Origin of the sequence: Kribbella sp. NPDC005582 (assembly GCF_040605415.1) — a bacterium.
In the GTDB taxonomy this organism is placed as follows: Bacteria; Actinomycetota; Actinomycetes; order Propionibacteriales; family Kribbellaceae; genus Kribbella.
The window spans coordinates 1-24,677 of the sequence record NZ_JBEXCU010000003.1 but is presented as its reverse complement, the minus strand read 5'-3'; the positions used below and the strand labels follow the sequence as shown (position 1 = coordinate 24,677).

Here is a 24,677-nt window from a genome sequence, read left to right as displayed (position 1 = left end):
TAGTGTCTTCCATGGAAGATACCTACCGGTGGGCGCTCGTCACCGCGATCGCACCGGTGGCCTGGGGAACCAACTACTTCGTCACCCACGAGTACCTCCCCGCCGGCTATCCCTTGTACGGCGCCGTGTTCCGCGCACTGCCCGCCGGATTGCTGCTGCTGGCCGTGGCACGCCGCCTTCCGCGGGGTGTGTGGTGGTGGCGTTCGCTCCTGCTGGGTGTCTGCAACATGGGCGCGTTCTTCGCTCTCATCTACCTGGCTGCGCAACTGCTCCCGGTCAGCGTGGCTGCCACGATCATGTCCGCGGCCCCCATGACCATGGCTCTGTTCGCCTGGGCGCTACTGGCCGAGCGGCCCACCGCACCTGTCTTAGTCGGGGCAGTGGCCGGCTTCGCCGGTGTCTGCCTCCTCCTAGGAGGTGGTGGCTCAGTCAACCTGCTGGGAGTCGCAGCCTCTGTTGCTGCACTGACGATGTCCTCCTGCGGCTACGTCCTCGCCAAGAAGTGGGGCCGAGCCGACGGCCCGCTGGCCACCACCTCCTGGCAGCTGATCGCCGGTGGACTTGTGCTCATCCCGTTCGCTCTGCTCTTCGAAGGCCGGCCGCCGGCTCTCGATCTCCCCGCCGTCGCCGGATTCGCGTACGTCGGTGTGGTGGCCACCGCACTGGCCTTCACAGCCTGGTTCACCGGGCTACGCCACCTCGACGCGGCCACGGTCGGTCTGATCGGACTGCTCAACCCGGTGACCGGCGTACTGCTCGGTCTGGTTCTCTCAGATGAGTCGCTGACGACGAACCAGATCCTTGGCCTCGCCCTGGTCTTCGCCGGCATCACCCTCGGCCAGGTGCGGTGGACGTTGTCGTCAGGCGCGGCACGGTGCGACACTGGCAGCGGTGGCACCATGCAGGGGGGACAACGTGGAGGCGGGACGCGGTCGGGCAGTCGTGCCCACAGTGGTCGCACTAGTGATCCTGGCGCTCGGTGCTGCCGGGTGCTCGAGTGCAGTCGGTTCGGAGTATGTCGGCGAGGACGTTCCGCCCACTCCGACGCAGGAGCCGGCCACAACCAGTAAGAAGCCGACGACAGCGCGGAAGGCAGCTGTCGACTGCACGCAGTCGACCCGTCGGCTTCCGGCGGCGACCGCGGCGGACGGGGTCCGGCTGGAGGCGGCGACTGACGCCACCCGGACCACGCTGCTGCTCAAGAACACCGGCAACCTCGCAGTGATCGTCGTACCGGATGCGGAGTGGAACACGCGAGTGCTGCCGGCGCCGTTCGCCAGTCCGACCGACATCGCGGCCAAGACCGCGCAGGCCGCGGTCGCGGGCAGCGGCATCCTGTCGCCACAGATCAAGCTGCCGGGCAACGTCCCGTCCTCGCAGGCGCTCATCGTGCCGCCGGGCTGGGCGGTCTGCGGCCTGACCGACGACGCGGGCGAGCTCGCCGGTCTGCGCTACCTGCGAGAGAAGACCGCCAGCGCGGAGTACTTCGTCCTCAAGGCTCTGGCCGACCAGGCCGTTGCTGTGAAGACGCCTCCGGCCAAGACGTTCGCCGCAGGTCTGCTGCGCTGCGGCAAGGCCACGCGACTGCTCCTGAAGGAGCGAGTGGACCTGGAGGACATCGAGTTCTACGCCGAACTGCTCAGAACCGGCAGTCCGTGCCAGCTGGCCTTCGAGAGCCTGCTGCCGAGTGAGGCCACGGCCGAGCGGGCAATGGCGCAGGCACTGAGCCGGTTGGAGCGGGTGCCGCATCTGCTGGAGAACACCCCGCTCTACGAAGCGCAAGCCACTACCTGACCCCAGGGTGGTCTCCGGGGGCACTCAGGGTGATCTCCAACTGTTTTGCGGGCCTCCGACCGACAGACTGTTCTCAGAACAGTTCAGACTCGGAGGCAACAAGACATGATCGGCTTCATCGTCGCGGGACTCATCATCGGCGCGCTGGCCCGGCTCTTCACCCCGGGCAAGCAGCGGCTCGGCCTGCTGGCCACACTGCTGCTCGGCCTGGCGGGTTCCGTCATCGGCGGCACGATCGCCAACATCCTCGGCACCGGCGGCATCTTCGAGCTCAACGTGCTCGGTTTCATCACCGCCGTGATCGCCTCGGTGCTGCTGGTCGGCACGGCGGAGCGGCTGTCCGCCAAGAACTGACCGTCAGCGGTCCTCGCCCGAAAACGCCGGGCGAGGTTCGCGGCCCGGCGGCTGTGTCGGCCGGCTGAGGAGCGGAACCCGCTTGGCCAGCGGCCGGGTGACCGGCGTACCGGCGGTGACGGTGAGCTCCTCCCCCGCGTGTTGAAGGGTGATCGCGGCGTCTTTGCCGTCGCGCACCGTGTAGGTGACGGAGCCTGAGTCGACATCCACGGTCAGCCGGACACCACGCCACCGGATCGAGAACCGCAGCCTGCTCAGCCCCTGTGGCAGCGCAGGGTCGAACGCCAGGCAACCGTCGCGGTCACGCAGTCCACCGAACCCGGCGACCAGTGCGGTCCAGGCTCCCCCCAGGGACGCCATGTGGAGGCCGTCCCCGGTGTTGTGGTGCAGGTTCCGCATGTCGATCAGCGCTGCTTCGTACGCGTAGTCGTAGGCCAGGTCCAGGTGACCGACCTCAGCCGCCATCACCGCCTGGACACAGGCCGACAACGACGAGTCGCGCACGGTGAGCCGCTCGTAGTACTCGAAGTCGCGTGCCTTCTGCTCGGCAGTGAACGCGTCACCACACCAGTACGCCGCCAGAATCAGATCGGCCTGTTTGACCACCTGCTTGCGGTACAGCTGGAAGTACGGCGCGTGCAGCATCAGCGGGTACTTGTCCTTGTAGCCCTCGAAGTCCCACTCGGCATAGCCGGTGAACCCCTCGGACTGCGGGTGTACGCCGAGCTCCTCGTCGTACGGGATGTAGACCGCCGCCGCGGCGTCCCGCCAGCTCGCCTCTTCCTCGCTGTCGACGCCGAGCACCCGTGCGACGTTGGGGAACCGCATGGCCAGCTCGGCCGCGGCCCGGAGGTTCCGCGCGGCCATGAGGTTCGTGAAGACGTTGTCGTCGGCAACTGCGCTGTACTCGTCCGGACCGGTGACACCGGGCAGATGCCATCGCCCGTGCCGGTCATGGTGCCCCAGCGATATCCAGAGCCGCGCGGTCTCGACCAGGAGCTCCAGACCGAACTCCTCGATGAACTGGTCGTCGCCCGTGGCACGGTGGTAGCGCGACACGGCTTCGGCGATGTCCGCGTTGATGTGGAAGGCCGCCGTACCGGCAGGCCAGTAGCCGGAGCACTCCTGACCACGGATGGTCCGCCACGGGAAGGCGGCGCCACGCAAACCCAGTACCTCGGCGCGGTCCTTCGCCATGTTCAGCGTTGTGTGCCGCCAGCGCAGGGCATCCGCGGCCGCGTCCGGCATCGTGTAGGTCAGCACTGGCAGAACGAAACCCTCGGTGTCCCAGAAGGTGTGACCGTCATAGCCGGCTCCGGTCAGGCCCTTAGACGGGATCGCGCGCCGCTCTGCGCGAGCGCCGGCCTGCAGCACGTGGAACAGCGCGAACCGCACTGCCTGCTGCAGCTCCGGGTGGCCGTGGACCTCGACATCGGCACCGTCCCAGAAGTCGTCCAGGAACTCGGCCTGCTGCTTCACCAGCCCGTCCCAGCCCGAGAAGCGCGCACTGGACAGTCCTGCCGCCACCTGGTCGCGGATCGCGGTCTCCGACCGCAGACTCGACCAGCCGTAGGACAAGTACTTCACCACACGCAGCTTCTCGCCCGGCTGGAGCTGACAGATCACAGTGGTCCGCGCCCAGTCCTCCCGAACGTCCTGGTCGATCTCGTACCGGGTCGGCGCCTCCACCTCGTGCACCATCGCGGCAGCCATCAGCTGCCGGCTGTTCGTCGTCCGGTGGATCAGTACGACGCCGTTCTCCCCACCGTCGTGGCTCACCGGCTTGAGCGGGTTGTCCAGCGCCGCTGCGACCCGCGGGTCGTCGGACAGCTTGGGCTGCGCTTCATTGGCGACCAGCTCGGACTGGATCACGAAGCGGGCCGGCTGATCGATCGCCTCCACGGTGTACTCGATCGCTGCAACGGCGCGCTGCGTCAGCGACACCATCCGCCGGCTTCGCACCCGGATGCGCTTACCGGCCGGTGACGTCCAGTCCACGTCCCGCTCCAGCAGACCGGTCCGGAAGTCCAGCGACCGCTCGTGCCGGCTCAGATAGCCATAGCGAACGTCGAACGGCGAGTCGTCGACCAGCAGCCGGATCAGCTTGCCGTTGGTCACGTCGACCAGGGTCTGGCCGGACTCCGGGTAGCCATAGCCGGCTTCGGCGTACGGAAGGGGCCGGGCTTCGTAGAACGAGTTCAGATAGGTGCCCGGGATCGCGTACGGTTCGCCCTCGTCGAGATTGCCGCGCAGACCGATGTGCCCGTTGGACAGTGCGAACAGCGACTCCGATTGCGCAAGGTTGTCCAGCGACAAGCGGGTCTCGCGCAAGCGCCATGGCTCGACCGGGTGGTGGCCGCGATCGATCATCGGTCTCCTCCGTCCAGCAGCTCCGCCAGATCCTGTACGACGACATCCGCGCCATGGGCCGCGAGTTCGGCAGCCTGTCCGACCCGGTCGACGCCGACCACTCGCCCGAAGCCGCCGGCGCGTCCAGCGGCCACACCGGCGAGCGCATCCTCGAACACTGCCGCCTCGGACGGATCGACTCCGAACCGCCGTGCGGCGGCGAGGAACGTGTCCGGGGCCGGCTTGCCCTTCAGCCCGTCGGTCCGGATCGTGACGCCGTCGACGATCTCCTCGACGTACTGCGCGAGTCCGGTCACGTCGAGGACCTCGCGGGTGTTCGCACTGGATGAGACGACCGCCCGGCGCAGCCCGGCCTGCTCGGCCGCCTGCAGGTACCGGCGCGAGCCCTCGAACACATGCACGCCGTCGGTGCGGATGCGCTGCTGGACGGCCTCGTTCTTGCGGTTACCCAGCCCGTTGACCGTGGTGGCGTCCGGTGGGTCGCTCGGCGTCCCCTCCGGCAGCGTGATGCCCCGGGACGCCAGGAAGTCGCGGACGCCGTCCATCCGCGGCTTGCCGTCGACATAGGCGTCGTACTCGGCGCGAGCGTCGAACGGCCGGTACGGAAGGCCGTGCTGCTCGGCGTAGTCCCGGAGGAACTGGTCGAACATCTCTTTCCAGGCAGCGGCGTGCACAGCCGCGGTATCGGTCAGCACTCCGTCCAGATCGAACAGACAGACCCGGATCGCCGTCGGCAGTCCCAGCATCTCCACCCTCTCGCGTCGTGGGCGTTCCACTCCACCCTAGACAGACGACGGCCGCGGACACGCCATTCACCGCATGACAGCCCGGTTACGTGAGAATATGACGGGCGGCTGGGGAGTCACGGGGTTGGTGGGGAGATGCGCCAGATCAGCATGCACAGCACACTGCACAGCCGAAGCACTACCTACTTCGGCCGCCAAGAGGTTCTGGACGCGTCACTGCGTCTCCAGGTCGTCCGGGCGAGGTTCTGCGACGACCTGCTGGCCAGACGCCCGTGTGACGCCGAGGTGCTGGTCGTCACCGACCGCTCCGCGCTGCGGGACTGGCTCGAGGGCCACTGCGGTCGCGCCGAGGAGCTGACCGCGGTCACCTGGACCCGGCACCAGGATCTGGAGGCGTTCGTCCCCAGTCACCGGTACAACCGTGAACTGGTCGAGGCGGGTCTCCGGATGACGAGCTTCTTCGACATCAGCGACGGCTCGCCCACCGTCACCGACTTCATCGTCTCGGCCGACGACATGCCGTACCACATCTCCTTCGGACCGATTCAGCTCAAGCTGCTCGACTGTGAGCGGGTGATCCTGGAAGGCCCGCTGCTGAACGGCAAGCGGAGCCTGATGATGATCCACGGCACGGAGGCCGTCAACGCGGCCAAGCAGTACCTGCGAGCGGTCCGCTGCAGCGCTGTCCGTGCAGTCGATCTGCGCGAGCGCTATCCGGCCGGACTCACCCCACGGCAGCACGTCATCGCGGCACTGCTCGGCGACGGCTGCACCGACGAGGAGATCGCCGACCGGCTGACCCTCAGCGTCCGCACCGTGCGGTACGAGGTGGCCCGGCTGATGGAGACGCTGGAGGTCAAGACCCGCTTCGCCGCCGGCGTCCGCTACGCCGAGACCGACAGTCTCGAACGCCACCAGATTGCAGGAACCTGCAACCTAATCGACCACTGTGACGGCCCGCACGCACGCTGACGCCATGCGAACGATCAGCGGCGACGGCTCCCCTGCACTCCGGCCAACCGGCAGACTGTCGGGGTGACCGAATCGACCCTGCTCTCCGTGAACGTCGGCCTGCCGCAGAACGTCGAATGGAGCGGCCGCACGGTCTACACCGGCGTCTGGAAGCGTCCTGTCGACGGACCGGCGATGGTCCGGCGGCTGAATATCGACGGCGATGGTCAGGGCGACACCGGCGGTCACGGCGGAGAGATGCGTGCCGTGCTCGTCTACCAGGTCCAGTCCTACCGGTACTGGGAGCAGCACTTCGGCCGCGACGACTTCGAGTACGGCCAGTTCGGGGAGAACCTGACGGTCGACGGGATGCCCGACGACGAGGTGTGCATCGGCGACCGGTACCGGATCGGCGAGGCCGAGCTCGAGGTGACTCAGCCGCGGGTGACGTGCTACCGCGTCGGAATGCGGATGGGCGAGCCGGAGCTGCCTGCGCTGCTGGTCAGTCACCATCGCCCCGGCTTCTACTGCCGCGTGATCACCGAAGGACACATCCAGGCCGGTGACTCGATCGTGAAGACGCGAACCGGGCCGGGCGCGCTAAGCGTCGCTGACACCGATGCACTGCTTTACCTGCCCGATCGGGACATCGCGAAGTTGCGAGTGGCCGTGGACATCCCAGCGCTGAGTCCTGGCTGGCAGGGCTCGTTCCGAGACCTGTTGCGCGGCTCGACCGTTGCCAAACCGGCCTGGGACGGCTTCCGCGAGCTGCTCGTGACGGATGTGGTCGCCGAGAGCGCCACTGTCTCTTCGGTGCTGTTGACTGCAGCCGACGGTACGGCGCTGCCGAGTGCGACGCCTGGTCAGTACCTGACGTTCAAAGTGCTGGCGCTGTGCGGAGTTACTCGCTCTCCTCGGCTCCTGGCACCGGCAGCTACCGCATCAGCGTCAAACACGAGCCGCACGGAGTCGCGAGCGGCTATCTGACGACGCAGTTGCGGGCGGGCGCCGTACTGGAGGTTGCTGCGCCGCGAGGTGAGTTCGTGCTCGGTGATGACACCAGTCCAGTGGTGCTGCTCTCGGCCGGTATCGGCGTCACGCCGGTGCTGGCGATGCTGCATCAGCTGGCGGCCGAGCGCAGTACGCGCCGCATCTGGTGGATCCACGCTGCTCGCACGCCGGACGAGCATCCGCTGGCTGCCGAGGCACACGCGCTGATCGAGTCACTGCCGAATGCGGTTGAGCACATCTACTACAGCGCGACCGACGGCCGGATCACTCGAGATCGCTTGGCGGAGTTGGCGCTGCCGTCCGACGCCACGGCGTACATCTGCGGGCCGGCGGCCTTCATGAGCGAAATGACCACAGCGCTGACAGCACTCGGCCTTGATCCAAGCCGTGTGCGCACTGAGCTGTTCGGCGCGCTCCCAGCCACCAACCCCGGCATCGCAGACCGGACCACTCGTGCACCACATCCGCCCGCGAGCGAGCCGGGCACCGGCCCGCTCGTGACGTTCGCCCGCAGCGGCATCGCAGTGCCCTTCGCCGGCAAGAACGTTCTCGAGTTGGCCGAAGCATGCGACGTACCAACGCGATGGAGCTGTCGGACCGGCGTCTGCCAAACCTGCGTAACCCCACTGCTCTCCGGCACCATCACCTACTCCCCCGACCCCCTGGAACCAGCCCCGGAGGGCCAGGCGCTCATCTGCTGCGCCCAGCCCACCAGTGACCTCGTACTGGACATGTGAGTTAGGGGTAGTTGACCAGGTAGCGCTGTTGGGTGGCGGCGTTGGCGGTGCCGCCGGTGTTGTTGATGACGTTGCTGATGGTGCCGACGCCGCCGAGGGAGACCGAGACGAGGTCGTGGAAGCGCACGCCTGGTGTGTTCGGTGCTTCGAAGGAGCGGGACGCGACGATCGAGTTGTTCGGGCTGAAGAAGCAGTAGCTGCCGACGCCCCACGCCTCGTGGGTGGTCACGGTGTTCGCGACCTTGTACGCCGCCCAGCCCTGGCTACCGCCGCCACTCGACCACGACGCCTGGTCGGGGACGTCGTACGGGAACTCGTTCTGGTAGAAGTACGTGCGGCCGCCATTGCCGTTCCAGAGCGTCTCGTACTCCTGGTAGTGCTCGACGAAGAGGCCGTACATCGTCACGTTGTTGCCGTTCACCACGAGTCCGTTGGCGGCGGTGTTGACGTTCCAGCCGACGCCGTCGCCGTGGTCGCCACGCCACAGCCACAGGTGGTCGCCGATCACGTCGTTGCTGTTGACCCGCAGGCTGACGCTCGCCTTGCCGATGTGGGCGCCGCCGACGCGGACGAAGACGTCGTGCAGCGAGGTCGGGTTCGCCGCGTGGCTCGCGGTCGAACCGGCCGCGCCGATCTCGATCAGCGACGGCGAGTTGATCGGGCCGGCGTCGACGAGCACTCCGGCCAGCTTGACGCCGTCCACGTCGGCGACGCTGATCGCCGCCTTGCCGGTGTCGGGGATCAGCGTGGCCAGCCCGAGCCCCAGTACGACGGTGTTGGCCCGGGTCACGCGGATCGCATCACTCAGGTGGTAGACGCCCGGCGTGAACAGCAGGTGCTTGCCCTGGGCAAGTGCCGCGTTGATCGTGTCGACCGACGAGCTCGGTTTGGCGACATAGAAGTCGGCGAGGCTGATCGACGTACCGGCGGCCGGGCCCTGCGACCAGCTGGTGCCGGCCGAGTTCGTGCGGAGCGCCGGGACGAAGACGTTGTAGTTGCCTGCGGCATCGAAATACAGGAAGGGCTTCTCGCGGACCTTCGGAGTCTGCCCGATCGTCGTGTGCGACGGGTCCGGGAAGTGCTGCGGCGGCGCGCCGTTCGTGCCGAGGAACACCATGTTCCAGACCGAACCGGCCCAGCTGCCGAACTCCGAGTTCCGCGAGAACCACTGCTGCTGCGAGCCTGAGACCACCCGGCCGTCGATCTTCGTGTCCGCGAACAGGCCACCGCTCGCCCAGCCGTCACCGCCGTTCCAGAGCTGCACCTCCGGCGCGCCCTTCAGATGCATCCGCCGGTACGGCGCCGCCTGCGACACCGCCCATCGCTCGATCTGACCGGGCGGAGTGGTGACGGCCAGGTTCTCGGCCGAACGCCAGAAGTTCTGCGTCGCGTTGCCCTTGTTGTTCGGGTTGTCGCCCTGCTGCAGCCAGTCGGCCTCGACCCGGACGTGACCATTGAGGTTCACGTCGTCGGGAGACAGCCCGAGGCCGGCCACTTGGGTGTAGAAGCCGAGGTTCACGTCCGCGGTGTAGCTGCCGGGCTTGAACAGCACCGCGTACCGCTGAGTGCCGAACTGGTTGGTGTGCATCTCGGCGGCGATCTGGTTCAGCTTGTTCTGCATGTCGGTCTGCGAGCTGCCCGGCCCGTAGACGAAGACGTTCGGCCCGAGGTCCGGGTTGCGCGGATCGGTCGGCGGGATCACCGGTCCGCTGCCGTCACTCGTGCGCACCGCGACCTCCCAGAGCGAGTATCCGTAGCCGGTCCCGCGCTGGGTGCCGGTGATCCGCAGATAGCGCCCACTGCCCGTGACATCAAGCGTCTGCGCACCTCCGGTCCCGGTCGTCGTCGAATACACCTCGGTCCACGCGGTGGCGTTGTCGGACAGTTCGATCCGGAACGCCTTCCCGTACGCCGCCTCCCAGGTCAGCGCGACCTGACAGACGCTGACCGTGGACCCGAGGTCGATCTGCAACCACTGCGGATCGGAGAAAGCGCTCCCCCAGCGCGTTCCCGGGTTGCCGTCGACCGCGGCCGAGGCCGGTACGCCGGCGTTCTCGGTCGACGAGGCGGTCGCGGGCCGGTTCAGCGCGGCGTTCGCCGTACCGCAGGCGGCGGCACGATCGGACTGGGCCACGGCATCACCAGCGCCGAGGCCCGCGGCCACCAGAGCAAGGGCGGCCGCACAACTGGAGATCAGAGAGCGCGCACGTCCGCGCGAGGACACCTTCATAGGGCGACACCAATCAGAGAGCGGGCGGAAAGGATCTGAGAGAGCGCTCTCTCAGAGCGTCCCCGCCCGCCCGGCCGCTGTCAAGGGAACGTTCCCTGAGCGCGGTTCCGGAACTTGCCGGCGGCCGCCAGGGCAGCGACTAGGCCGACTCGCGCTCGACCAGCACGGGCCGGAAGATCTGCGGCTCCGGCGGTTTCGCCGAGTCGGCCAGCCGCTCCAGCAGCATCTCGGTCATCCGCGCCGCCATCGCCTCGAGCGGCTGCGAGATCGTGGTCAGCCGTGGGCTGGTGAGCTGAGCCGGCTGGCTGTCGTCGAACCCGATCAGCGCGACGTCGTCCGGCACCGAACGACCGGCCAACTGGAGGGCGCGCAGGGCGCCGACCGCCATCAGATCGTTCGCGGCGAAGACGCCGTCGAGATCCGGCGCGGTGGCGAGCAGCGCGGTCATCGCCCGCTCACCGCTCTCGGCAGTGAAGTTGCCTCGGGCAACATGAACGTACGGAACGCCATGCGCCTCCATCGCGTGCTCGAACCCGGTCAGCCGGTCGATGGCCGCCGGCAGCTCGGCCGGTCCGGCGATGGTGGCGACCGTACGGCAACCGCGCGCGGCGAGCCGGTCGGCGGCCAGCGCGGCGCCCTGGTCGTGGGCCAGGTCGACATAGCTGATCGGCAGCCGCGGTGACGGCCGGGCGAACAGCACCGCCGGGACGCCCGCCTCCAAAAACATCCGCGGCAACGGGTCGTTCGCGTGGGTCGACACCAGCAACGCACCGTCGGCGCCGCCGCGGCGGACCAGGTCGAGGGCGTCGTTGCGCGCCTTGGCCGAGTCGGCGAGCTGCACGGTGGCGCGCATCGAGCGGTCGCGCAGACAGGTGACGACCCCGCCGATGATCCGCCCGAAGAACGGGTCTGCGAAGGCCTGGCCGGCCGAGCCGTCCGAGCCCGACATGACCAGCGCGACGGTCCCGGTCCGGCGGCTGACCAGTGCGGCGGCCGCGGCGTTCGGCACGTAGCCGATCGACGCGATCGCGTCGATCACCCGCAGCCGGAGACCGGCGTCGACGTTCTCCTGACCGTTGACCACGCGGGACGCGGTGGCGCGCGAGACACCGGCCTCGCGCGCCACATCTTCCAAGGTTGGAGTACGTCGGGCCGGGGTCATGGCACCGGATCGTATCTGGGACACGTGATTCCGCCTCAGCGTTTGTAGATCCCGAACTCGTAGAGTGAATAGCCCCAGCCGGTACCGCGCTGAGTGCCGGTCAGCCGGACGTACCGCCCGGTCCCGCCGGTGGTGATGTCGTCGACGTCGCCGTTCCCGGCGGCCGTGGTGTAGAGCGCTCGCCACGTGTTCCCGTCATCGGAGACCTCGACCCGGTACTCGCGGGCATACGCGCCCTCCCAGACCAGCTGGATCCGGTCGAACGACTGCACCGAACCGAGGTCGACCTGCACCCACTGCGGATCCGCCCAGTCGCTGGCCCAGCGGGTCGCGGTGTTCCCGTCCGTCACGTTCGACGGCGGGAACGGCGCCCCATTGCCGGTCTGCTGGTACGACGACGCTGTCGCCGGCCGGCCGCGCGCGAGGTTCGTCCCCTCGACCGGCGGCGCGACCACGCGGAAGGACCGGGTCTCGATGCTGACATGACCGCGACCGTCCCGGACGTAGTCGTACAGCTTCCAGACCCCGAGCCGCTGCGGCACTGTCACCGTGAACGGCCCGTTGCCGCTCGACGGCGTACCGACGAGAGCACCACTGCCGTCGATGTACTTCCCACCGACCTTGAACTCATGGGAGAGCGCGTCCCCGTCGGGATCGGTGACCGCCACGTTGACCGAGATCGTGCCGCCGGCCGGCGCGTCCGTGGTCCGGCTCAGTGTCATGTTGGTGATCACCGGCGGAGTGTTGCCACCGCCCGGACCGCCGAACGCCTGCCGGATCGCGTACCAGGCAAGGCTTTTCTCGTTGCCGGGCGTGATGTTGAACCAGACCGCACCGAAGTCGTTCTCGCTGCCGTAGTGGAACAGCGTGGCCCCGAGGGCCACACCGGCGTGCCCGGTGATGCAGTTCCAGGCCTGCAGGTAGCCGTCGCGCTTCTGCAGATCGGTCGGCTGGTTCGGTACGCCGTTCGCGTCGTTCGGAACCTCCCACTCACCGGCCGGTCCACCTTCGGTGAGGATGTACGGCTTGGTGTAACCGCCGTTGATCCAGTCCTGCTTGACCTGGCAGACGTGACCGTAGGAGTTCACCGCCAGCAGGTCGAGGTCCGGCGAGTACTGCTTGTAGTACGGCCAGGCACCGGTCCAGGCATCGGTCGAGGTGACCGGGTGGTTCGGGTCGATCGCGTGGATCGCCTTGGCCGCGTCGTTGACGAAGGTCGCGTACGCGATCCGCTGCTGCTCGAGCTCGGCGCCGGAGTAGCAGTTCTGCAGGCCGAGCACCGACTCGTTGCCGACGTTCCAGATCAGCACGCCCTGGTTGTCCTTGTACTCGGTCGTCCAGCGCCGGATCTCACCGAGCATCGTGGTCTTGTAGTTGGTGTCGGTCACGTAGTTGGCGCAACCGCCACTGCCAGGTCCGCCACCGGGCTGGAGCCAGTAGCCGGCCACCACTCGCATGCCGTTCGCGGCGGCCGCGTCGAAGAGCGGCTTCGAACTCGCGTCAGTGCCCCAGGTGCGGACGGTGTTGACGCCGATCGCCTTCAGGTCGGGCAGTCGCTGCGCGGCCTCGGTCGGCGGCGGTCCCCAGGTCAGGCCCTTCACGACCCAAGGCGCGTTGTTGACCAGCAGCTGCCAATTGCCTTGGCTGCCGGCGATTCGGACGGTTCCGGTTCCCGGCGCCGGTCCGGTGTCGCCCGGCGTACCGAAGACCTTGAACTCGAAGAGGGAGACGCCGTACCCGTTGGCGCGGGTCGTGGCGAACATCCGCACGTAGCGGCCGCTGCCGTTCACGTTCAGCGTCTCGGTGCCACCGTGGCCGGTCGTGGTGCTGTAGATCGCGTTCCACTGCTGGCCGTTGGCCGAGACCTCGATGCGGTAGCCGGTCGCGTACGCCGCCTCCCACTGCAGGACGACCTGTTCGACGGTCGCGGTCGCGCCGAGGTCGACCTGAAGCCACTGGTTGTCGGCCCAGACGCTCGACCACCGGGAGTTCGCGTCGCCGTCGACCGCGGCGGAGGCCGGCGTACCGGCGCCTTCGGTGGTCGACGCGGTCGCGGGTTTGCCTTGGGACAACAGCGTCGCGGCCTGCGCCGGGACGGCCGACACCACCAGGTTGCCGAGCGCCACCACCGCGACCGCGATCAGAGCGGAGGTCGTACGGCGGCGTCGGCGGCGGGCACGGAGAGCGGGCAAAGGGTTCATCGGGCGGACTCCTTGGTGCGGGAGAGGGTGAGAGAGCGCTCTCTCGCGGACTGATCGTTGCCCGCGGTTTCATCGCTTGTCAATGCCTCGGTACGCCGCTTGCACGCTCAGCGTGGTTCCGGAACCACGGAGGGTTGACACCGCGGGAGCGCCGGATGATGGTTCTCCAGAGAGCGCTCTCCCGCGATCCGTCCGACCGCGGGCCACCCGACCACCGCCCCGCGGATCCCTCGAACAGGAGGAGTTCCGTGTTCTCGACAAGAAAGTCTGTGTTCTCTTTAAGGATTGGGTTGTACGCCGGCGGCACCGCCGCCGGTCTGATCGCCGCCGCACTGACCGCTCTGGCCGGCTCGGCCGCGCACGCCGCCGACGAGGTGACGCATCACGAGTTCCAGGTCAACTGCACCGTCCATCACCGGGCGCCCGACGACCCGATCGTGTTCCCGAACATGCCGGGCGCGTCCCACGACCACAGCTTCGTGGGCAACACCACCACGAACGCCGCGACCACCCTCAACAGCCTGAACGCCGCCGGACCGTACGCGACGACCTGCCTGAATCCCGACGACCTGTCGGCGTACTGGTGGCCGACGATGTTCCGCGGCAACGACCCGGTCGTCCAGACCTGGCACCAGACCATCTACTACAAGTCCGGCATCCTCGACTACCAGGCGGTCCGGCCGTTCCCGCCGGGGATCCGGTTCGTCGTCGGCAGCCCGACCGCGACCCAGGAGGCGTTCCGGACCTCACCGGGTGCCGTCGAGGGCTGGGAGTGCGGCGACAGCGCGCACAACTGGGACTTCCCGGCGAACTGTCCGGCGGGAACCCAGCTCAACATCCGCTACCAGGCGCCGAGCTGCTGGAACGGCCGCGACCTGGACAGCGCCGACCACAAGAGCCACATGGCTTATCCGGTCAACGGCGCCTGCCCGGCCTCGCATCCGAACCCGGTGCCGATGCTGGAGTTCAAGATCGCGTTTCCGGCCGACGGCGACGTGACCAATGTCCGGCTGGCCAGCGGACGCGGCTACTCCTGGCACTACGACTTCTTCAACGCGTGGGATCCGCCCACGCTGGCTGCCCTGGTGAGCCACTGCATCAACGGCGGCCTGCAGTGCAACTCGCGCGGGTACGACCTCTACAAGCCTTGGCGTGGTCAGGTTCTCGGCGACAACTACCGGTTGCCCGGACGGCCCTGACCCGCTTGGACCTCCTGCGGCGCCGGGGACCGGGCAGGCCCCGGCGCCGCAGGACGGCGGCCGTGCCGCACCGTGGACCCGAAACCGGTCGACCCTGTGAGCTGAGTCTCACCGATCCGCCCAGTTGCCGACCGCAACAAAAGTTGGGAGAAACGTTTCGCCCCTCCACAACGATAGGGAGGCTGGGAGGGGGTGATCCGGTATGTGCGAGGTGACTCGCCGGTTGCTGGCACTGCTACGTCTGATCGAGACCGACGGCACGCGATCGAGCGTCACGGACGACGATGCGCTGCTGGACGCCCAGTTCGGCGTCCAGTCGGCAGAGTTCCCGTTCGACCGCTACTGAAGGGCGGTCGAACGGGCTCGGCCCCGCGGTGTTTCGGGGAACCGATCGAGCATCTCCCGCAGCTCGGCCGCGGTGACATTGGCGCCGAACGCGTCGGTCCCCGGCTCCAGCCGTACGCCGTCGGCCAGCGGCCCCGCGAGCACCGGATCGAAGCCGAGGTCGTCGACGATCGTCGCCACCTGGGCCGCCTCCGCCGGCGGACCCGCGATCGCGATCGCCTTCCGACCGGGCGTCCCGGCGGGCGCAGCGCCGTCCTCGAGGTCGTGGTACCCCATGTGGTTGAACGCCTTCACGACGCGGGCCCCGGCCAGGAACTCCTGGACGATCTCGGACGACGACGTCCGCGGATCGGTGAGGTCGTCGCGGATGCCGTCGACCTCCCACCAGTAGTTCATCGCATCGATCACGAGTTTGCCGTGGAGCGCCTCGACCGGGAGCGCCCGGTGCTTGCCGAGGGGCAGCGCCAGGATCACCACGTCCGCCCGCGCCGCCGCGTCGGCCGCGGTCGTCGCGACCGCGCCCGGCGTGACGACCTCCACGATCAGCGCGATCTTCGACACGTCACCGGAGCCGGCGATCAGTACCGGATAGCCGGCTCCGACCCCGAGCCGAGCCAGCACCGTGCCCACCTTGCCCGCCCCCAGGATCGCGATCGTCGGCTTGCCGCTCATGACTCGTCCGCCAGAATGTCGCGCACCATCGGGATCACCTTGCTGCCGTACAGCTCGACCGCGCGCAGCCGGTCCGCACCAGGCACCGATCCAGCCGAGTAGATGAGGTCAAAGCGCCCGACGCCGAGCTTCTTGATCGCACCGGCGATCCGGCGCGCCACGGTCTCCGGCGAACCGACGTACAGGGAGCCGTGCGCCACCTCGGAGTCGAACTCCGACCGCTTCACCGGCGGCCAGCCACGCAGCGCGCCGATCCGGTCCCGCATCACCTTGTAGCGCGGGTAGTAGATCTCCTTGGCCGCCTCGTCGGTGTCGGCGATGAAGCCGGGCGAGTGCATCCCGACCGGGTGCGCGACCGTGCCGAACTGCTCGGAGGCCCGCTTGTACAGATCCAGGTACGGCGCGAACCGGTCCGGCGCACCGCCGATGATCGCAAGCATCAACGGCAACCCGTAGAACGCCGTACGGACGACGGACTGCGGTGAGCCGCCGACGCCGACCCACGTGGTCAGGCGGCCCGACTCCGTCTTCGGATAGACGTCCGCGTTGTCCAGGGCGGCGCGGACCGTGCCTTCCCAGGTCACCGGCTTCTCGTCGAGCAGCCGCGTGAACAGCTGCAGCTTCTCCTCGAACAGCACCTCGTAGTCGGCCAGGTCGTAGCCGAAGAGCGGGAACGACTCGGTGAACGAGCCGCGGCCGAGGATGACCTCGGCGCGGCCGTTCGACAACGCGTCCACGGTCGAGAACCGCTGGAAGACCCGGACCGGGTCGTCCGAGCTGAGCACGGTCACGCCCGAGCCCAGCTTGATCCGCGACGTCTGCCCGGCGATCCCGGCCAGCACCGTCTCCGGTGAGGAGATCGAGTACTCCGGCCGGTGGTGCTCGCCGAGCGCGATCGCGTCCACGCCGAGCTCGTCGGCCAGGGCCGCCTCCTGCACCACCTGCCGGATCGCTGCCGCATCCGACACCAGTTCGCCGTTCGCGCCTTCCGGTACGTCGCCGAATGTGTCGAGACCGAACTCTAGGCCACTCATCTTCCCGCTCCTGTCATGTCACCAAGTCTAGGTTGACATGTCAACGCATGCGCGGCCGGGGGTTATTCCCGAGCGGTCACCACTTGTCGTAGTGGACGATCGGCTCCAGGTCCTTGCGCGGTCCGGGCTTGAAGTCGGTGCCGATCGTGTGCGCGACCGGGATCAGCACGCCCTGCCGGACACCCTCCGGTACGCCGAGCAGTTCGGCCACCTCGGCCTCGTGCCGCAGATGCAGCGTGGTCCAGGTCGTCCCGAGCCCACGGGCCCGCGCGGCCAGCATGAAGTTCCAGGCCGCCGGGAGGATCGAGCCCCACAGTCCGGCCTGGTTGCCCGCGGGCAGCTCCGGCGCGGTGATGCACGCGATCACGAAGACCGGCACCTTCGCCAGGTTGTCACCCAGGTACGCCGAGCTGTCGCGAACCCGCTGCTGGGTCGCGGCCGTCGTCGGATCGAGCGCCGGCTTGCCGGCCGCCGCGGCCTCGTTGGCGGCGAAGTACTGGTGCAGCGTCTCGCGGTAGTACTCGGCGATCTTCGCCTTCTTCTCGGCATCGGTGATCACCAGCCAGTGCCAGGTCTGGCTGTTGCTGCCGGACGGCGCTTGGACGGCGATCTCGAGGCACTCACGGATCAGATCGAGGGACACGGGCCGCTCGAGATCGAGCCGCTTCCGCACGGCGCGCGTGGTGGTGAGCAACTCGTCTGGGTTCAGGTCAAGGGTGTACACGCATGTCAGTGTTTCACCGAACGGAGTCACCCCGCGACTCATCTCATGTCGCGGTGCCCACGACCGGTGCCACGACCATCGCCGCGGCCGGATGACGCCGTACGGCGACCGGGACGAACGCGCCCGCGATGCCGAAGATCGCCGCCGTGAGCAGCCAGCCGGGCCAGCCCCAGCTGACCGCGATCGTGGTCAGGATGAGCGGCGCGACCAAGTCGCCGAGCTGATGTCCCATCGCGTACGCACCCTGGTACTGCCCCTGCGCGCCCGGCGGCGCGAGCTCGAAGCTGACGCCCCAGCCACCGGCGGACTGCAGCATCTCCCCCAGCACGTGCACGAGCGCGGCAACGATCAGCAGGGCGATCGTCACTGTCCCCGACGTCACGTCGGTGATCGCCAGCACTCCACACGCTGCGGCCAGCAGCAGCCCCGCCCGACGACCGGCCCGCGCTGCCCCCGCGAGCTGCTCGGTGCCGCGCGCGGTGCGGATCTGGAGCAGCACCACCGCGACCGCGTTGATGACGAGCAGCACCGAGATCAGCCAGCGTGGCGCGTCGGTCGCGGTGACGATCCAGAGCGGGATCGCGAGCTGCGCCATCGCGTTGTGCATGTTCAGCACCCCGTCCAGTACGACGAATGCCAGGAACGGACGGTCCTTGAGAGCAGTCAGCCCCGATGGCCCAGCCGCAGAAGCGACGCCGGCCACCGCCGGCAGCCCGAACTGGATCATCGCGGCCGTCACGCAGTACGTGACCGCGTTCGCCAGCAGCGCGCCGACGTACAGGCCGGGTTTGTCGAGAGCGAGAACGATCCCGGCGAGCGCGAGACCGACGCCCATCCCGATGTTCGTGGTGACGCGCAGGACTGCTCGGGTCCGCACTCGCTGATCGGGCTCGGACAGTCCGGCGATCAACGCGCCCTTCGCGCCACGCTGTCCCGAGTCCGCGAGCGCGGTCACGCCGGCCACGGCGACGTACGCGCCGAACGAATGCACCTGGGTCAGCGCGCTCATCGTGATCGCCTGCAGCAGGAGGAAGCCGACGTACGCGCGGTTCGGGCCGAGGCGATCGGCGACGACGCCGAGCGGCGTACTGGCGATCAGCCCGATCACTCCCGCGATCGTCAGCCCGATGCCGACGTGCGCGACCGACAACCCCGCGACGCGGGTCAGGTACATCGCGCCGATCGCGGCGTACACGCCGTTGCCGAGGGTGTTGACGAGCGTCGCGATGATCAGTCGCCGGACAGCGGGCGAGAAGGAGGCGGTCACGCCGTCACTCAACCGCACCCTGGCCTAGAGCGCCTCCGGATTGACGAATCCCGGCAGTCCGGCCGGTGATCAGGCCGGCTTGAACCGTTGCTCCATCGCGTCGATGATGCTCTCGACCTGGCGGTAGGTGGCCGAACTGTAGGCGCCGATGCTGCGCTCGCTGCCGAGCGCGTCGCGCATCGCGTCCAGGTAGCGGCGCTGCACGACCGCCATCTGCTCGAAGCTGTCCGGCTTGGCGGCCGGCACCTCCCGGCTGGCCGAGACCAGGCGCGGGATGATCCGTTCCTTCATCGTCTCGACCAACTCCGGATCGAGCAGCTCCCCCGCGATCGTCTGCTCCTCGAGCGGGCCCATCGTGTCGATCGCCGACTCACCGATCCGCCGCAGCAAGGCCTGCGTCGCGTCCCGCTTCTCCGCCGCCGTCTCGGCCTGGAACTTCAGCCGGGCGATGACCCACGGCAGCGTCAGGCCGAACACCACCAGCGTGAACAGCGCCACCAGGAAGGCCGCGAGCACAACCGTCGCGACGTGCGGCACGTCCGGCGGAATCGTCTGGACGGCGGCCACCGTGACGACGCCGCGCATCCCGGCCCAGGCCAGCACCAGCATTCCGCGCGAGGTCAGCGGCTCCCGCTCTTCGAACTCCACATCCGCGCGGCCGCGGGCGAGCCGGCGCCGCGCCCAGGCGAGCCGGGTCTCCTCCCGCTCGCTCTCCGGGTTCAGCGCGTCCAGCGCCTCCTCGAACTTCGTCAGCCTGGTCCGTTGCTGCTCATTGCGATCCCCGCGGCCGAACCGGCTCGCCAACGCGGGCCACAGCAGCCCGACGAACCTCAGCACGACCAGCAGCCCGACGACGACGGCGACCAGTCCGGCCATCTCACCGGCCGTGGTCTCCTCTCGAGCGGCATCGACCAGCTCCGGCAACTGGTAGCCCATGGCAAGGAACACTGCGCTCTCGAGGACGAAGCTGATCGTCGTCCAGGTGGTCGCCTGCGTCTGCCGGTCACGTGCGCTGAACCGCTTGCTCCCCAGTACGCCGGTCAGCAGGCCGGCCACGACCACCGCGAGTACGCCGGACGCGTGCGACTCGTCGGCCGGGAAGTACGCCAGGAAGGGAACGGCGAACGAGATCGTTGTGTTCAGCACCGGATCGTCCAGGCGCTGCCGCAGCAGCACCGTCAGCAGACCGATCACGCCGCCGATCAGACCGCCGCCGATCACCGCCCACCCGAAGTCGAGCACCGTGTGCCCGAGATCGAATCCACCACCGGCGACACCGATCGCGGCGATCGCCGTCCGCAGTACGACGAGCGCGGAGGCGTCGTTGACGAGGCTTTCGCCTTCCAGCACGGTCATCACGCGGGGCGGCAAGCCGACCCGGTGACCGATGGCTGTCGCCGCGACCGCGTCGGTCGGGCTGACCACCGCGCCCAGCGCAACGCCCAGACCGAAGGAGATGCTCGGGAACAGGGCGTGGACGACAGCCCCGATCGCCAGCGCCGAAGCGATCACCATCACGACCGACAGCCACGCGATCAGCGAGAGGTTTCGCCGGAAGTCGAGCACGGGCAGCTGCACCGCCGACGAGTAGAGCAGCAGCGGCAGCACGCCGGCCAGCACGATCTCCGGCTCGACGGTGATCGTCGGCGTACCGGGGAGATAGCTGGCTCCGATGCCGAGGGCAACCAACAGCAGCGGGGCCGCGACACCGGTCCGGGCGGCGAACACCGAGGCCGCGATCATGATCGCGAGCCCGGCTCCGGCGATGAGCAAGAACTGATGGTCCACGGCACAGGACTCTAGTGCCTCGTCAAGGAACGTTGGTGCCTTTAGCGGTGGTCCAGTCGTTCGCTGGCAAGGCGGAGGAGGAGCGCGATGCGGAGCATCTCGCGACGACGACAACGCCGCCAGCGGGCGTCTGGGGCGCCGCTAAAGGTGCCGAACGTTTCTTGACGAGGCACCTAGCCAGGAAGCACCTCGATCGTGCGCAGGTGCTCGTAAACGATCGACGTCCGGACGTCGGCCACCTCGGGCCGCGCGGTCAGCCGGTCGATGACGAACGCGTAGAGGTGATCGTTGTCCGGCACCGCGACATGGATCAGGAAGTCCTCCGACCCGCTCGTCACGAACACCCCGAGCACCTCCGGCAGCCGCGCCGCCCAGGTCCGGAACCCCTCGATGAACGCCCGCGTCGGCGGCCGCACCCGCACCGCCACCAGCGCCTGCACCGGCCGCCCGATCCGCGCCAGGTCGACCTCCAGCCGCGCGCCGGTGATCACCCCGCGCTCCCGCAACGATCTCGTCCGATCGAGTGCCGTCGTCGGCGCGACCCCCACGGCCGCGGCGACGTCGCGGTTGGTCCGCCGAGCATCGTGCTGCAGTTCCCGCAGGATCGCCGTATCAAGTTCGTCGAGTTCGGTCATCTGGCGATCGTATCCGTACTAAGTACGGATCCTGAGATTCCGTCCGGATTTTGAGTTAGCTTTGCTGCGCAGAGACGCTATTAGTTCGAAGGAGAGGCAGTTCCGTGCAGATCGGATTCACCGAGGACGAGATCGACACCAGCGCATCCACGCGCCAGGCCAGGCTCAAATGGGTCATCGTCGTGAACAACGAACTCCCCACCGGCCGCATCGTCAACGCCGCCACCTGCGTCGCCGCCGCCACCGCGCTCGCGGTCCCCGGCCTCCTCGGCCCCGACGGCAAAGACGCCGACGGCAGTCCCCACGCAGGCCTCCCCTGGGCCGGCTGCACCATCCTGGCCGCCGACCCCGAAACCCTCCGCACCCTCCGCGCCGCCGCCGTTGCACGCGAGGACATCCACGTAGCTGACATGCCGCTGTCCGCCCAAGAAACCCGCGTCTACGACGAGTACCTGACCCAGCTCACCGAAATCACCACCGCCGAAATCACCTACGGCGCCCTCAGCCTGGTAGGCCCCCGCAACCCGATAGACCGCCTCGTCAAGCGACTGCCCCTGCTGCCCTGAGACGTCCTGCCCTCGCCCTGGCCCATGATGGGGGCAACCAGCGGGAAGGCGGGAGCATGACTGAGGTTGGGCCTAGTACTGAGTGGCGCGAGGTTGTGGGTGCCGATGAGGAGGAGCGGCATCAGCGGCAGGCTGAGGGGTTTGTGGCCATGCAGGTGCGCAAGTCCGGGAAGTACGGGACCGGGCGGGCGTTGCATCGGCGGCAGGTGGCGGCGTTGCGGGCTCGGGTGGAGGTGGTCGAGGGGCTGCCGGAGTACGCGCGGCAGGGGTTGTTCGCGGAGCCGGGGTCGTTCGAGGCTTGGTTGCGGGTTTCCAACGGCGGGTTCAACGTTGCGGCAGACAAGACGCCGGATGTGCGGGGATTCTCGATCAAGGTGCTGGGGGTGAGTGGGCAGGGGGCGCTCGGCGGCGAGGCCAAGAGCCAGGACTTTGCTTTGATCAACCATGAGCGCTTCAGTTCGGCGACCAGTGTGGACTTCAGCGGCGTGGTGCTCACGACCGGCAGTACGCCGGGTGGCGCGATCCGCAAGCTGATCGGCTCGCCTTCGTTGCTTCCGAAGGTGCGCGAGGTCGTCACCGCGATCCGGGAGCCGTTCACCGGCTTCGCGACGCAGGACTTCTTCAGCGCCGCACCCGTTGCCTTCGGCCCGTACGCCGTCCGCGTGCGGCTCGCGGCCGCCTCCGATCAGGTCGATCCGGCGGCATCGCGGGACTGGGGCGCCGACCTCTTCCGGCGGTTGGCCGTGGCGCCGCTGGTCTACGAGCTGCAGGTGCAGTTCTTCCAGGACGAGGCGACCACTCCGATCGAGGACGCCTCCGCGATCTGGCCCACGCCGTACCAGACCGTCGCTCGTCTCACCGTCCCGCAGCAGGAGCCCGACGACGAGTTCGCCCAGACAGTAGAGGCTGCTCGCTTCGATCCGTGGAACGCGTTGGTCGAGCACCGGCCGCTCGGCGAGGTGATGCGCGCCCGCAAGGTCGCGTACTACGCGAGCCAGCAAGCCAGGGACGCCAAGTAGCACCCAACCCTTTGCGGCCTCCGTCCCATCAAGGAGGGTAGACAGACATCCGAGGGGGCGAGAGATGGCCGACTCGACGGCGTTCGCCGAGTTCGCGACGAGTAGACACGGCGCGCTCTACCGGTACGCCTATCTGCTGGCCGGGGACGGCGGTCTGGCCGAGGACCTCGTCCAGGAAGCGCTGGTGACGACGTACGTCAGATGGCACCGGCTCCGCGACCCGAACAACGCCGAGGCGTACACGCGCCGGGTCATCACCACCACCGCGATCGGCTGGTGGCGCCGGAAGTCGTGGCGCGCCGAGCGGCCGAACGACGACGTACCGGATCGGCCGGCCGACTCGGCGGCCGCCGACGATGCGACCGCGCGGGTGTGGCTGTGGCACGAACTGCAGCAGCTGCCGCCCCGGCAACGGGCGGCGGTCGTCCTGCGGTACTACGAGGACCTCACCGAGCCGCAGACCGCCGAGATCCTCGACTGCAGCGTCGGGACCGTGAAGAGCCAGGTCTCGGACGCGCTCAAGAAGCTTCGCGCCCGGCTGGGCGCCGACGTCGTGCTGAAGGCAGGGATGAGCGAATGAACAACCTCCTCAGGGACACGCTGGCCGAACGCGCCGCCGGCGCCGAGCCGCCGCCGCTCGACCTCGACGCCATCGTTGCCGCCGGCAATCGCCAGATCTCCCGCCGGCGCGCCATCGGCGTCCTCGGCGGCGCGGTCGCGGCCGCCGCCGCCGTGATCGGAACCGCGACCGTCGTCCGCCCGCGCGAGTCCCAGCCCCAACCGGCCAAGCCGGCCCCGTTCGCCGAGCGCCGCGTCACCTACGCCCTCGGCAGCACCATCCACTACGGCGACGAAATCCTCTCCGTGGCCCCGCTCAGGATCACCGCCTTCGTCCAGACCGACGCAGGCTTCGTCTTCCTCGACGAAGGCAACGACATCCACGTCGCCGACCGCTCGGGCACCCGCAAGCTGGGGGCGGCGGCCAGTTGGGAGCTCACCGCGGACTTCCGCGGCAACCTGGTCGGCTGGATCGACCCCTTGAAGATCCCCAACGAGTCAGTGGTGTACGACGTCCTCGCGGGCCGGGAGCTCGTACGGACCGCGGTCGGCAACAAGCTCCCGCCGACCGTCGACCTCGCCTACAGCCCCCGGATCATCGCGATCGACGGCGGCACAGCATACCTCGACACGGCCCACGGCCCGTACCGCTGGGACATCCAGGCGAACCGGGGGGACTTCCTCACGGGCGTGGGGATGAACGCTGTCCGCGCGGTCGCGGCCGGGCAGATCGTGTTCCAGCAGCCACTCGAGCAGCGCCCGCCGGCGGTGAACCTCACGATCGCGAAGAGCGTGACCGAGAAGCCGTCGGTCCGCTTCGTCGGCCAACAGGCGCACCTCTCCCCCACGGCGGAGTATGTGGTGACCCAGCCGGACGACGCACGCCCAGACGTCCAGCCACCGTGGACCCACCTGCACCTCACGGCCACCAAGTCCGGCAACCGCATCGCCCTGCCGGACCAGACCTATTCCAAGTTCTACTTCGGCCAGTGGATCGACGACGAGACGTGCACCATCGCCGCCGAATACCCCAAGACCGGCGTCCTGGACCTCCTCGTCGTCAACGCCCGCACGGGCGCCACGAAGGTCGCGGTCTCACAGCTCACCACGCTGAACTTCAGTACGACGCCCCCACGCGTGGCGAACCTCGCCCTGCCGACGGGACGGCAGATCATCGACCTCTTCGCCTGATCGCGCTCCTGGAGCGCGGCCCTGAAAGAGGGCCAGACAAATGTTAAGGGCCACCCCTCGCGGGGTGGCCCTTAACAGTGTGAATGTCCGGCGGCGTCCTACTCTCCCACGACCTCCCGGTCG

Annotated in this window: 23 protein-coding genes; 12 read left to right on the top strand and 11 right to left on the bottom strand. The window is 68.6% G+C overall.

All coding sequences use genetic code 11. The features are described from left to right. Positions 1 to 11: 11 nt before the first annotated feature. The 3 genes from ABZS29_RS18055 to ABZS29_RS18045 all read left to right on the top strand — a co-directional run bounded on the left by ABZS29_RS18055 (position 12) and on the right by ABZS29_RS18045 (position 2,148). Positions 12 to 1,070: an EamA family transporter gene (locus tag ABZS29_RS18055; protein WP_355463253.1), complete on the top strand. Its 1,059-nt coding sequence runs from the start codon at positions 12 to 14 to the stop codon at positions 1,068 to 1,070. Then, on the top strand, positions 952 to 1,794 hold the full coding sequence (locus ABZS29_RS18050; protein ID WP_355463251.1) for a hypothetical protein: 843 nt from the start codon (positions 952 to 954) through the stop codon (positions 1,792 to 1,794). Before ABZS29_RS18055 ends, ABZS29_RS18050 begins: the two co-directional genes overlap by 119 nt. Before the next feature lie 105 nt (positions 1,795 to 1,899). Then, the gene (locus ABZS29_RS18045) at positions 1,900 to 2,148 is read left to right on the top strand and encodes a hypothetical protein (RefSeq protein WP_355463250.1); all 249 of its coding nucleotides are present in this window, start codon (positions 1,900 to 1,902) and stop codon (positions 2,146 to 2,148) included. 3 nt (positions 2,149 to 2,151) lie between these two features. Here ABZS29_RS18045 and ABZS29_RS18040 read toward each other — a convergent pair whose 3' ends face one another. Further along, complete coding sequence (locus ABZS29_RS18040) at positions 2,152 to 4,518, bottom strand: glycoside hydrolase family 65 protein (RefSeq protein ID WP_355463248.1); 2,367 nt, start codon at positions 4,516 to 4,518, stop codon at positions 2,152 to 2,154. Further along, the gene (locus tag ABZS29_RS18035; RefSeq protein ID WP_355463246.1) at positions 4,515 to 5,264 is read right to left on the bottom strand and encodes a beta-phosphoglucomutase family hydrolase; all 750 of its coding nucleotides are present in this window, start codon (positions 5,262 to 5,264) and stop codon (positions 4,515 to 4,517) included. Before ABZS29_RS18035 ends, ABZS29_RS18040 begins: the two co-directional genes overlap by 4 nt. Before the next feature lie 135 nt (positions 5,265 to 5,399). Here ABZS29_RS18035 and ABZS29_RS18030 point away from each other — a divergent pair, with 135 nt between their 5' ends. From ABZS29_RS18030 to ABZS29_RS18020, 3 genes are all read left to right on the top strand, one after another. Further along, entirely contained in the window at positions 5,400 to 6,236 is an 837-nt protein-coding gene (locus ABZS29_RS18030; RefSeq protein ID WP_355463244.1) for a LuxR C-terminal-related transcriptional regulator, read from the top strand. 63 nt (positions 6,237 to 6,299) lie between these two features. After that, positions 6,300 to 7,202, top strand: a complete 903-nt coding sequence (locus tag ABZS29_RS18025; RefSeq protein ID WP_355463242.1) for an MOSC domain-containing protein — start codon at positions 6,300 to 6,302, stop codon at positions 7,200 to 7,202. Further along, positions 7,109 to 7,963 (top strand): 2Fe-2S iron-sulfur cluster-binding protein, encoded by an 855-nt coding sequence (locus tag ABZS29_RS18020; RefSeq protein WP_355463240.1) that lies wholly within the window; start codon positions 7,109 to 7,111, stop codon positions 7,961 to 7,963. The genes ABZS29_RS18025 and ABZS29_RS18020 overlap by 94 nt, the downstream gene beginning before the upstream one ends. A gap of 1 nt (position 7,964) precedes the next feature. Here ABZS29_RS18020 and ABZS29_RS18015 read toward each other — a convergent pair whose 3' ends face one another. The 3 genes from ABZS29_RS18015 to ABZS29_RS18005 all read right to left on the bottom strand — a co-directional run bounded on the left by ABZS29_RS18015 (position 7,965) and on the right by ABZS29_RS18005 (position 13,556). Next, positions 7,965 to 10,193: a discoidin domain-containing protein gene (locus tag ABZS29_RS18015; protein WP_355463239.1), complete on the bottom strand. Its 2,229-nt coding sequence runs from the start codon at positions 10,191 to 10,193 to the stop codon at positions 7,965 to 7,967. Between the two features lie 139 nt (positions 10,194 to 10,332). Next, on the bottom strand, positions 10,333 to 11,355 hold the full coding sequence (locus ABZS29_RS18010) for a LacI family DNA-binding transcriptional regulator (protein WP_355463237.1): 1,023 nt from the start codon (positions 11,353 to 11,355) through the stop codon (positions 10,333 to 10,335). 35 nt (positions 11,356 to 11,390) lie between these two features. Next, positions 11,391 to 13,556: a discoidin domain-containing protein gene (locus ABZS29_RS18005; RefSeq protein WP_355463235.1), complete on the bottom strand. Its 2,166-nt coding sequence runs from the start codon at positions 13,554 to 13,556 to the stop codon at positions 11,391 to 11,393. Positions 13,557 to 13,846: 290 nt separating this feature from the next. On the opposite strand from ABZS29_RS18005, the gene ABZS29_RS18000 reads away from it, so the two are divergent. Both ABZS29_RS18000 and ABZS29_RS17995 read left to right on the top strand, forming a co-directional pair. Beyond that, positions 13,847 to 14,755, top strand: a complete 909-nt coding sequence (locus tag ABZS29_RS18000) for a DUF1996 domain-containing protein (RefSeq protein WP_355463233.1) — start codon at positions 13,847 to 13,849, stop codon at positions 14,753 to 14,755. 202 nt (positions 14,756 to 14,957) lie between these two features. Beyond that, positions 14,958 to 15,101 (top strand): hypothetical protein, encoded by a 144-nt coding sequence (locus tag ABZS29_RS17995; protein WP_355463231.1) that lies wholly within the window; start codon positions 14,958 to 14,960, stop codon positions 15,099 to 15,101. On the opposite strand, the gene ABZS29_RS17990 is transcribed toward ABZS29_RS17995, so the two are convergent. The 6 genes from ABZS29_RS17990 to ABZS29_RS17965 all read right to left on the bottom strand — a co-directional run bounded on the left by ABZS29_RS17990 (position 15,095) and on the right by ABZS29_RS17965 (position 21,220). Continuing rightward, a complete protein-coding gene (locus ABZS29_RS17990) occupies positions 15,095 to 15,772 on the bottom strand; it encodes an NAD(P)-binding domain-containing protein (RefSeq protein ID WP_355463229.1) in 678 nt (225 codons plus the stop codon). The genes ABZS29_RS17995 and ABZS29_RS17990 overlap by 7 nt on opposite strands. Beyond that, entirely contained in the window at positions 15,769 to 16,806 is a 1,038-nt protein-coding gene (locus ABZS29_RS17985) for an LLM class flavin-dependent oxidoreductase (protein ID WP_355463227.1), read from the bottom strand. Before ABZS29_RS17985 ends, ABZS29_RS17990 begins: the two co-directional genes overlap by 4 nt. Before the next feature lie 76 nt (positions 16,807 to 16,882). Next, the gene (locus ABZS29_RS17980; protein ID WP_355463225.1) at positions 16,883 to 17,530 is read right to left on the bottom strand and encodes a nitroreductase family protein; all 648 of its coding nucleotides are present in this window, start codon (positions 17,528 to 17,530) and stop codon (positions 16,883 to 16,885) included. Between the two features lie 43 nt (positions 17,531 to 17,573). Further along, the gene (locus ABZS29_RS17975; protein WP_355463223.1) at positions 17,574 to 18,797 is read right to left on the bottom strand and encodes an MFS transporter; all 1,224 of its coding nucleotides are present in this window, start codon (positions 18,795 to 18,797) and stop codon (positions 17,574 to 17,576) included. A gap of 69 nt (positions 18,798 to 18,866) precedes the next feature. After that, on the bottom strand, positions 18,867 to 20,585 hold the full coding sequence (locus ABZS29_RS17970) for a sodium:proton antiporter (RefSeq protein WP_355463221.1): 1,719 nt from the start codon (positions 20,583 to 20,585) through the stop codon (positions 18,867 to 18,869). A 173-nt stretch (positions 20,586 to 20,758) separates the two neighbouring features. Beyond that, entirely contained in the window at positions 20,759 to 21,220 is a 462-nt protein-coding gene (locus tag ABZS29_RS17965) for an Lrp/AsnC family transcriptional regulator (protein ID WP_355463220.1), read from the bottom strand. Between the two features lie 104 nt (positions 21,221 to 21,324). Here ABZS29_RS17965 and ABZS29_RS17960 point away from each other — a divergent pair, with 104 nt between their 5' ends. The 4 genes from ABZS29_RS17960 to ABZS29_RS17945 all read left to right on the top strand — a co-directional run bounded on the left by ABZS29_RS17960 (position 21,325) and on the right by ABZS29_RS17945 (position 24,554). Next, positions 21,325 to 21,786, top strand: coding sequence for a DUF2000 domain-containing protein (locus tag ABZS29_RS17960; protein ID WP_355463219.1), 462 nt, complete (start codon positions 21,325 to 21,327; stop codon positions 21,784 to 21,786). A 56-nt stretch (positions 21,787 to 21,842) separates the two neighbouring features. Beyond that, the gene (locus ABZS29_RS17955; RefSeq protein WP_355463217.1) at positions 21,843 to 22,805 is read left to right on the top strand and encodes a hypothetical protein; all 963 of its coding nucleotides are present in this window, start codon (positions 21,843 to 21,845) and stop codon (positions 22,803 to 22,805) included. 64 nt (positions 22,806 to 22,869) lie between these two features. After that, a complete protein-coding gene (locus tag ABZS29_RS17950; RefSeq protein WP_355463215.1) occupies positions 22,870 to 23,385 on the top strand; it encodes a SigE family RNA polymerase sigma factor in 516 nt (171 codons plus the stop codon). Further along, a complete protein-coding gene (locus tag ABZS29_RS17945) occupies positions 23,382 to 24,554 on the top strand; it encodes a hypothetical protein (RefSeq protein ID WP_355463213.1) in 1,173 nt (390 codons plus the stop codon). The genes ABZS29_RS17950 and ABZS29_RS17945 overlap by 4 nt, the downstream gene beginning before the upstream one ends. The last annotated feature ends 123 nt before the right edge of the window (positions 24,555 to 24,677 follow it).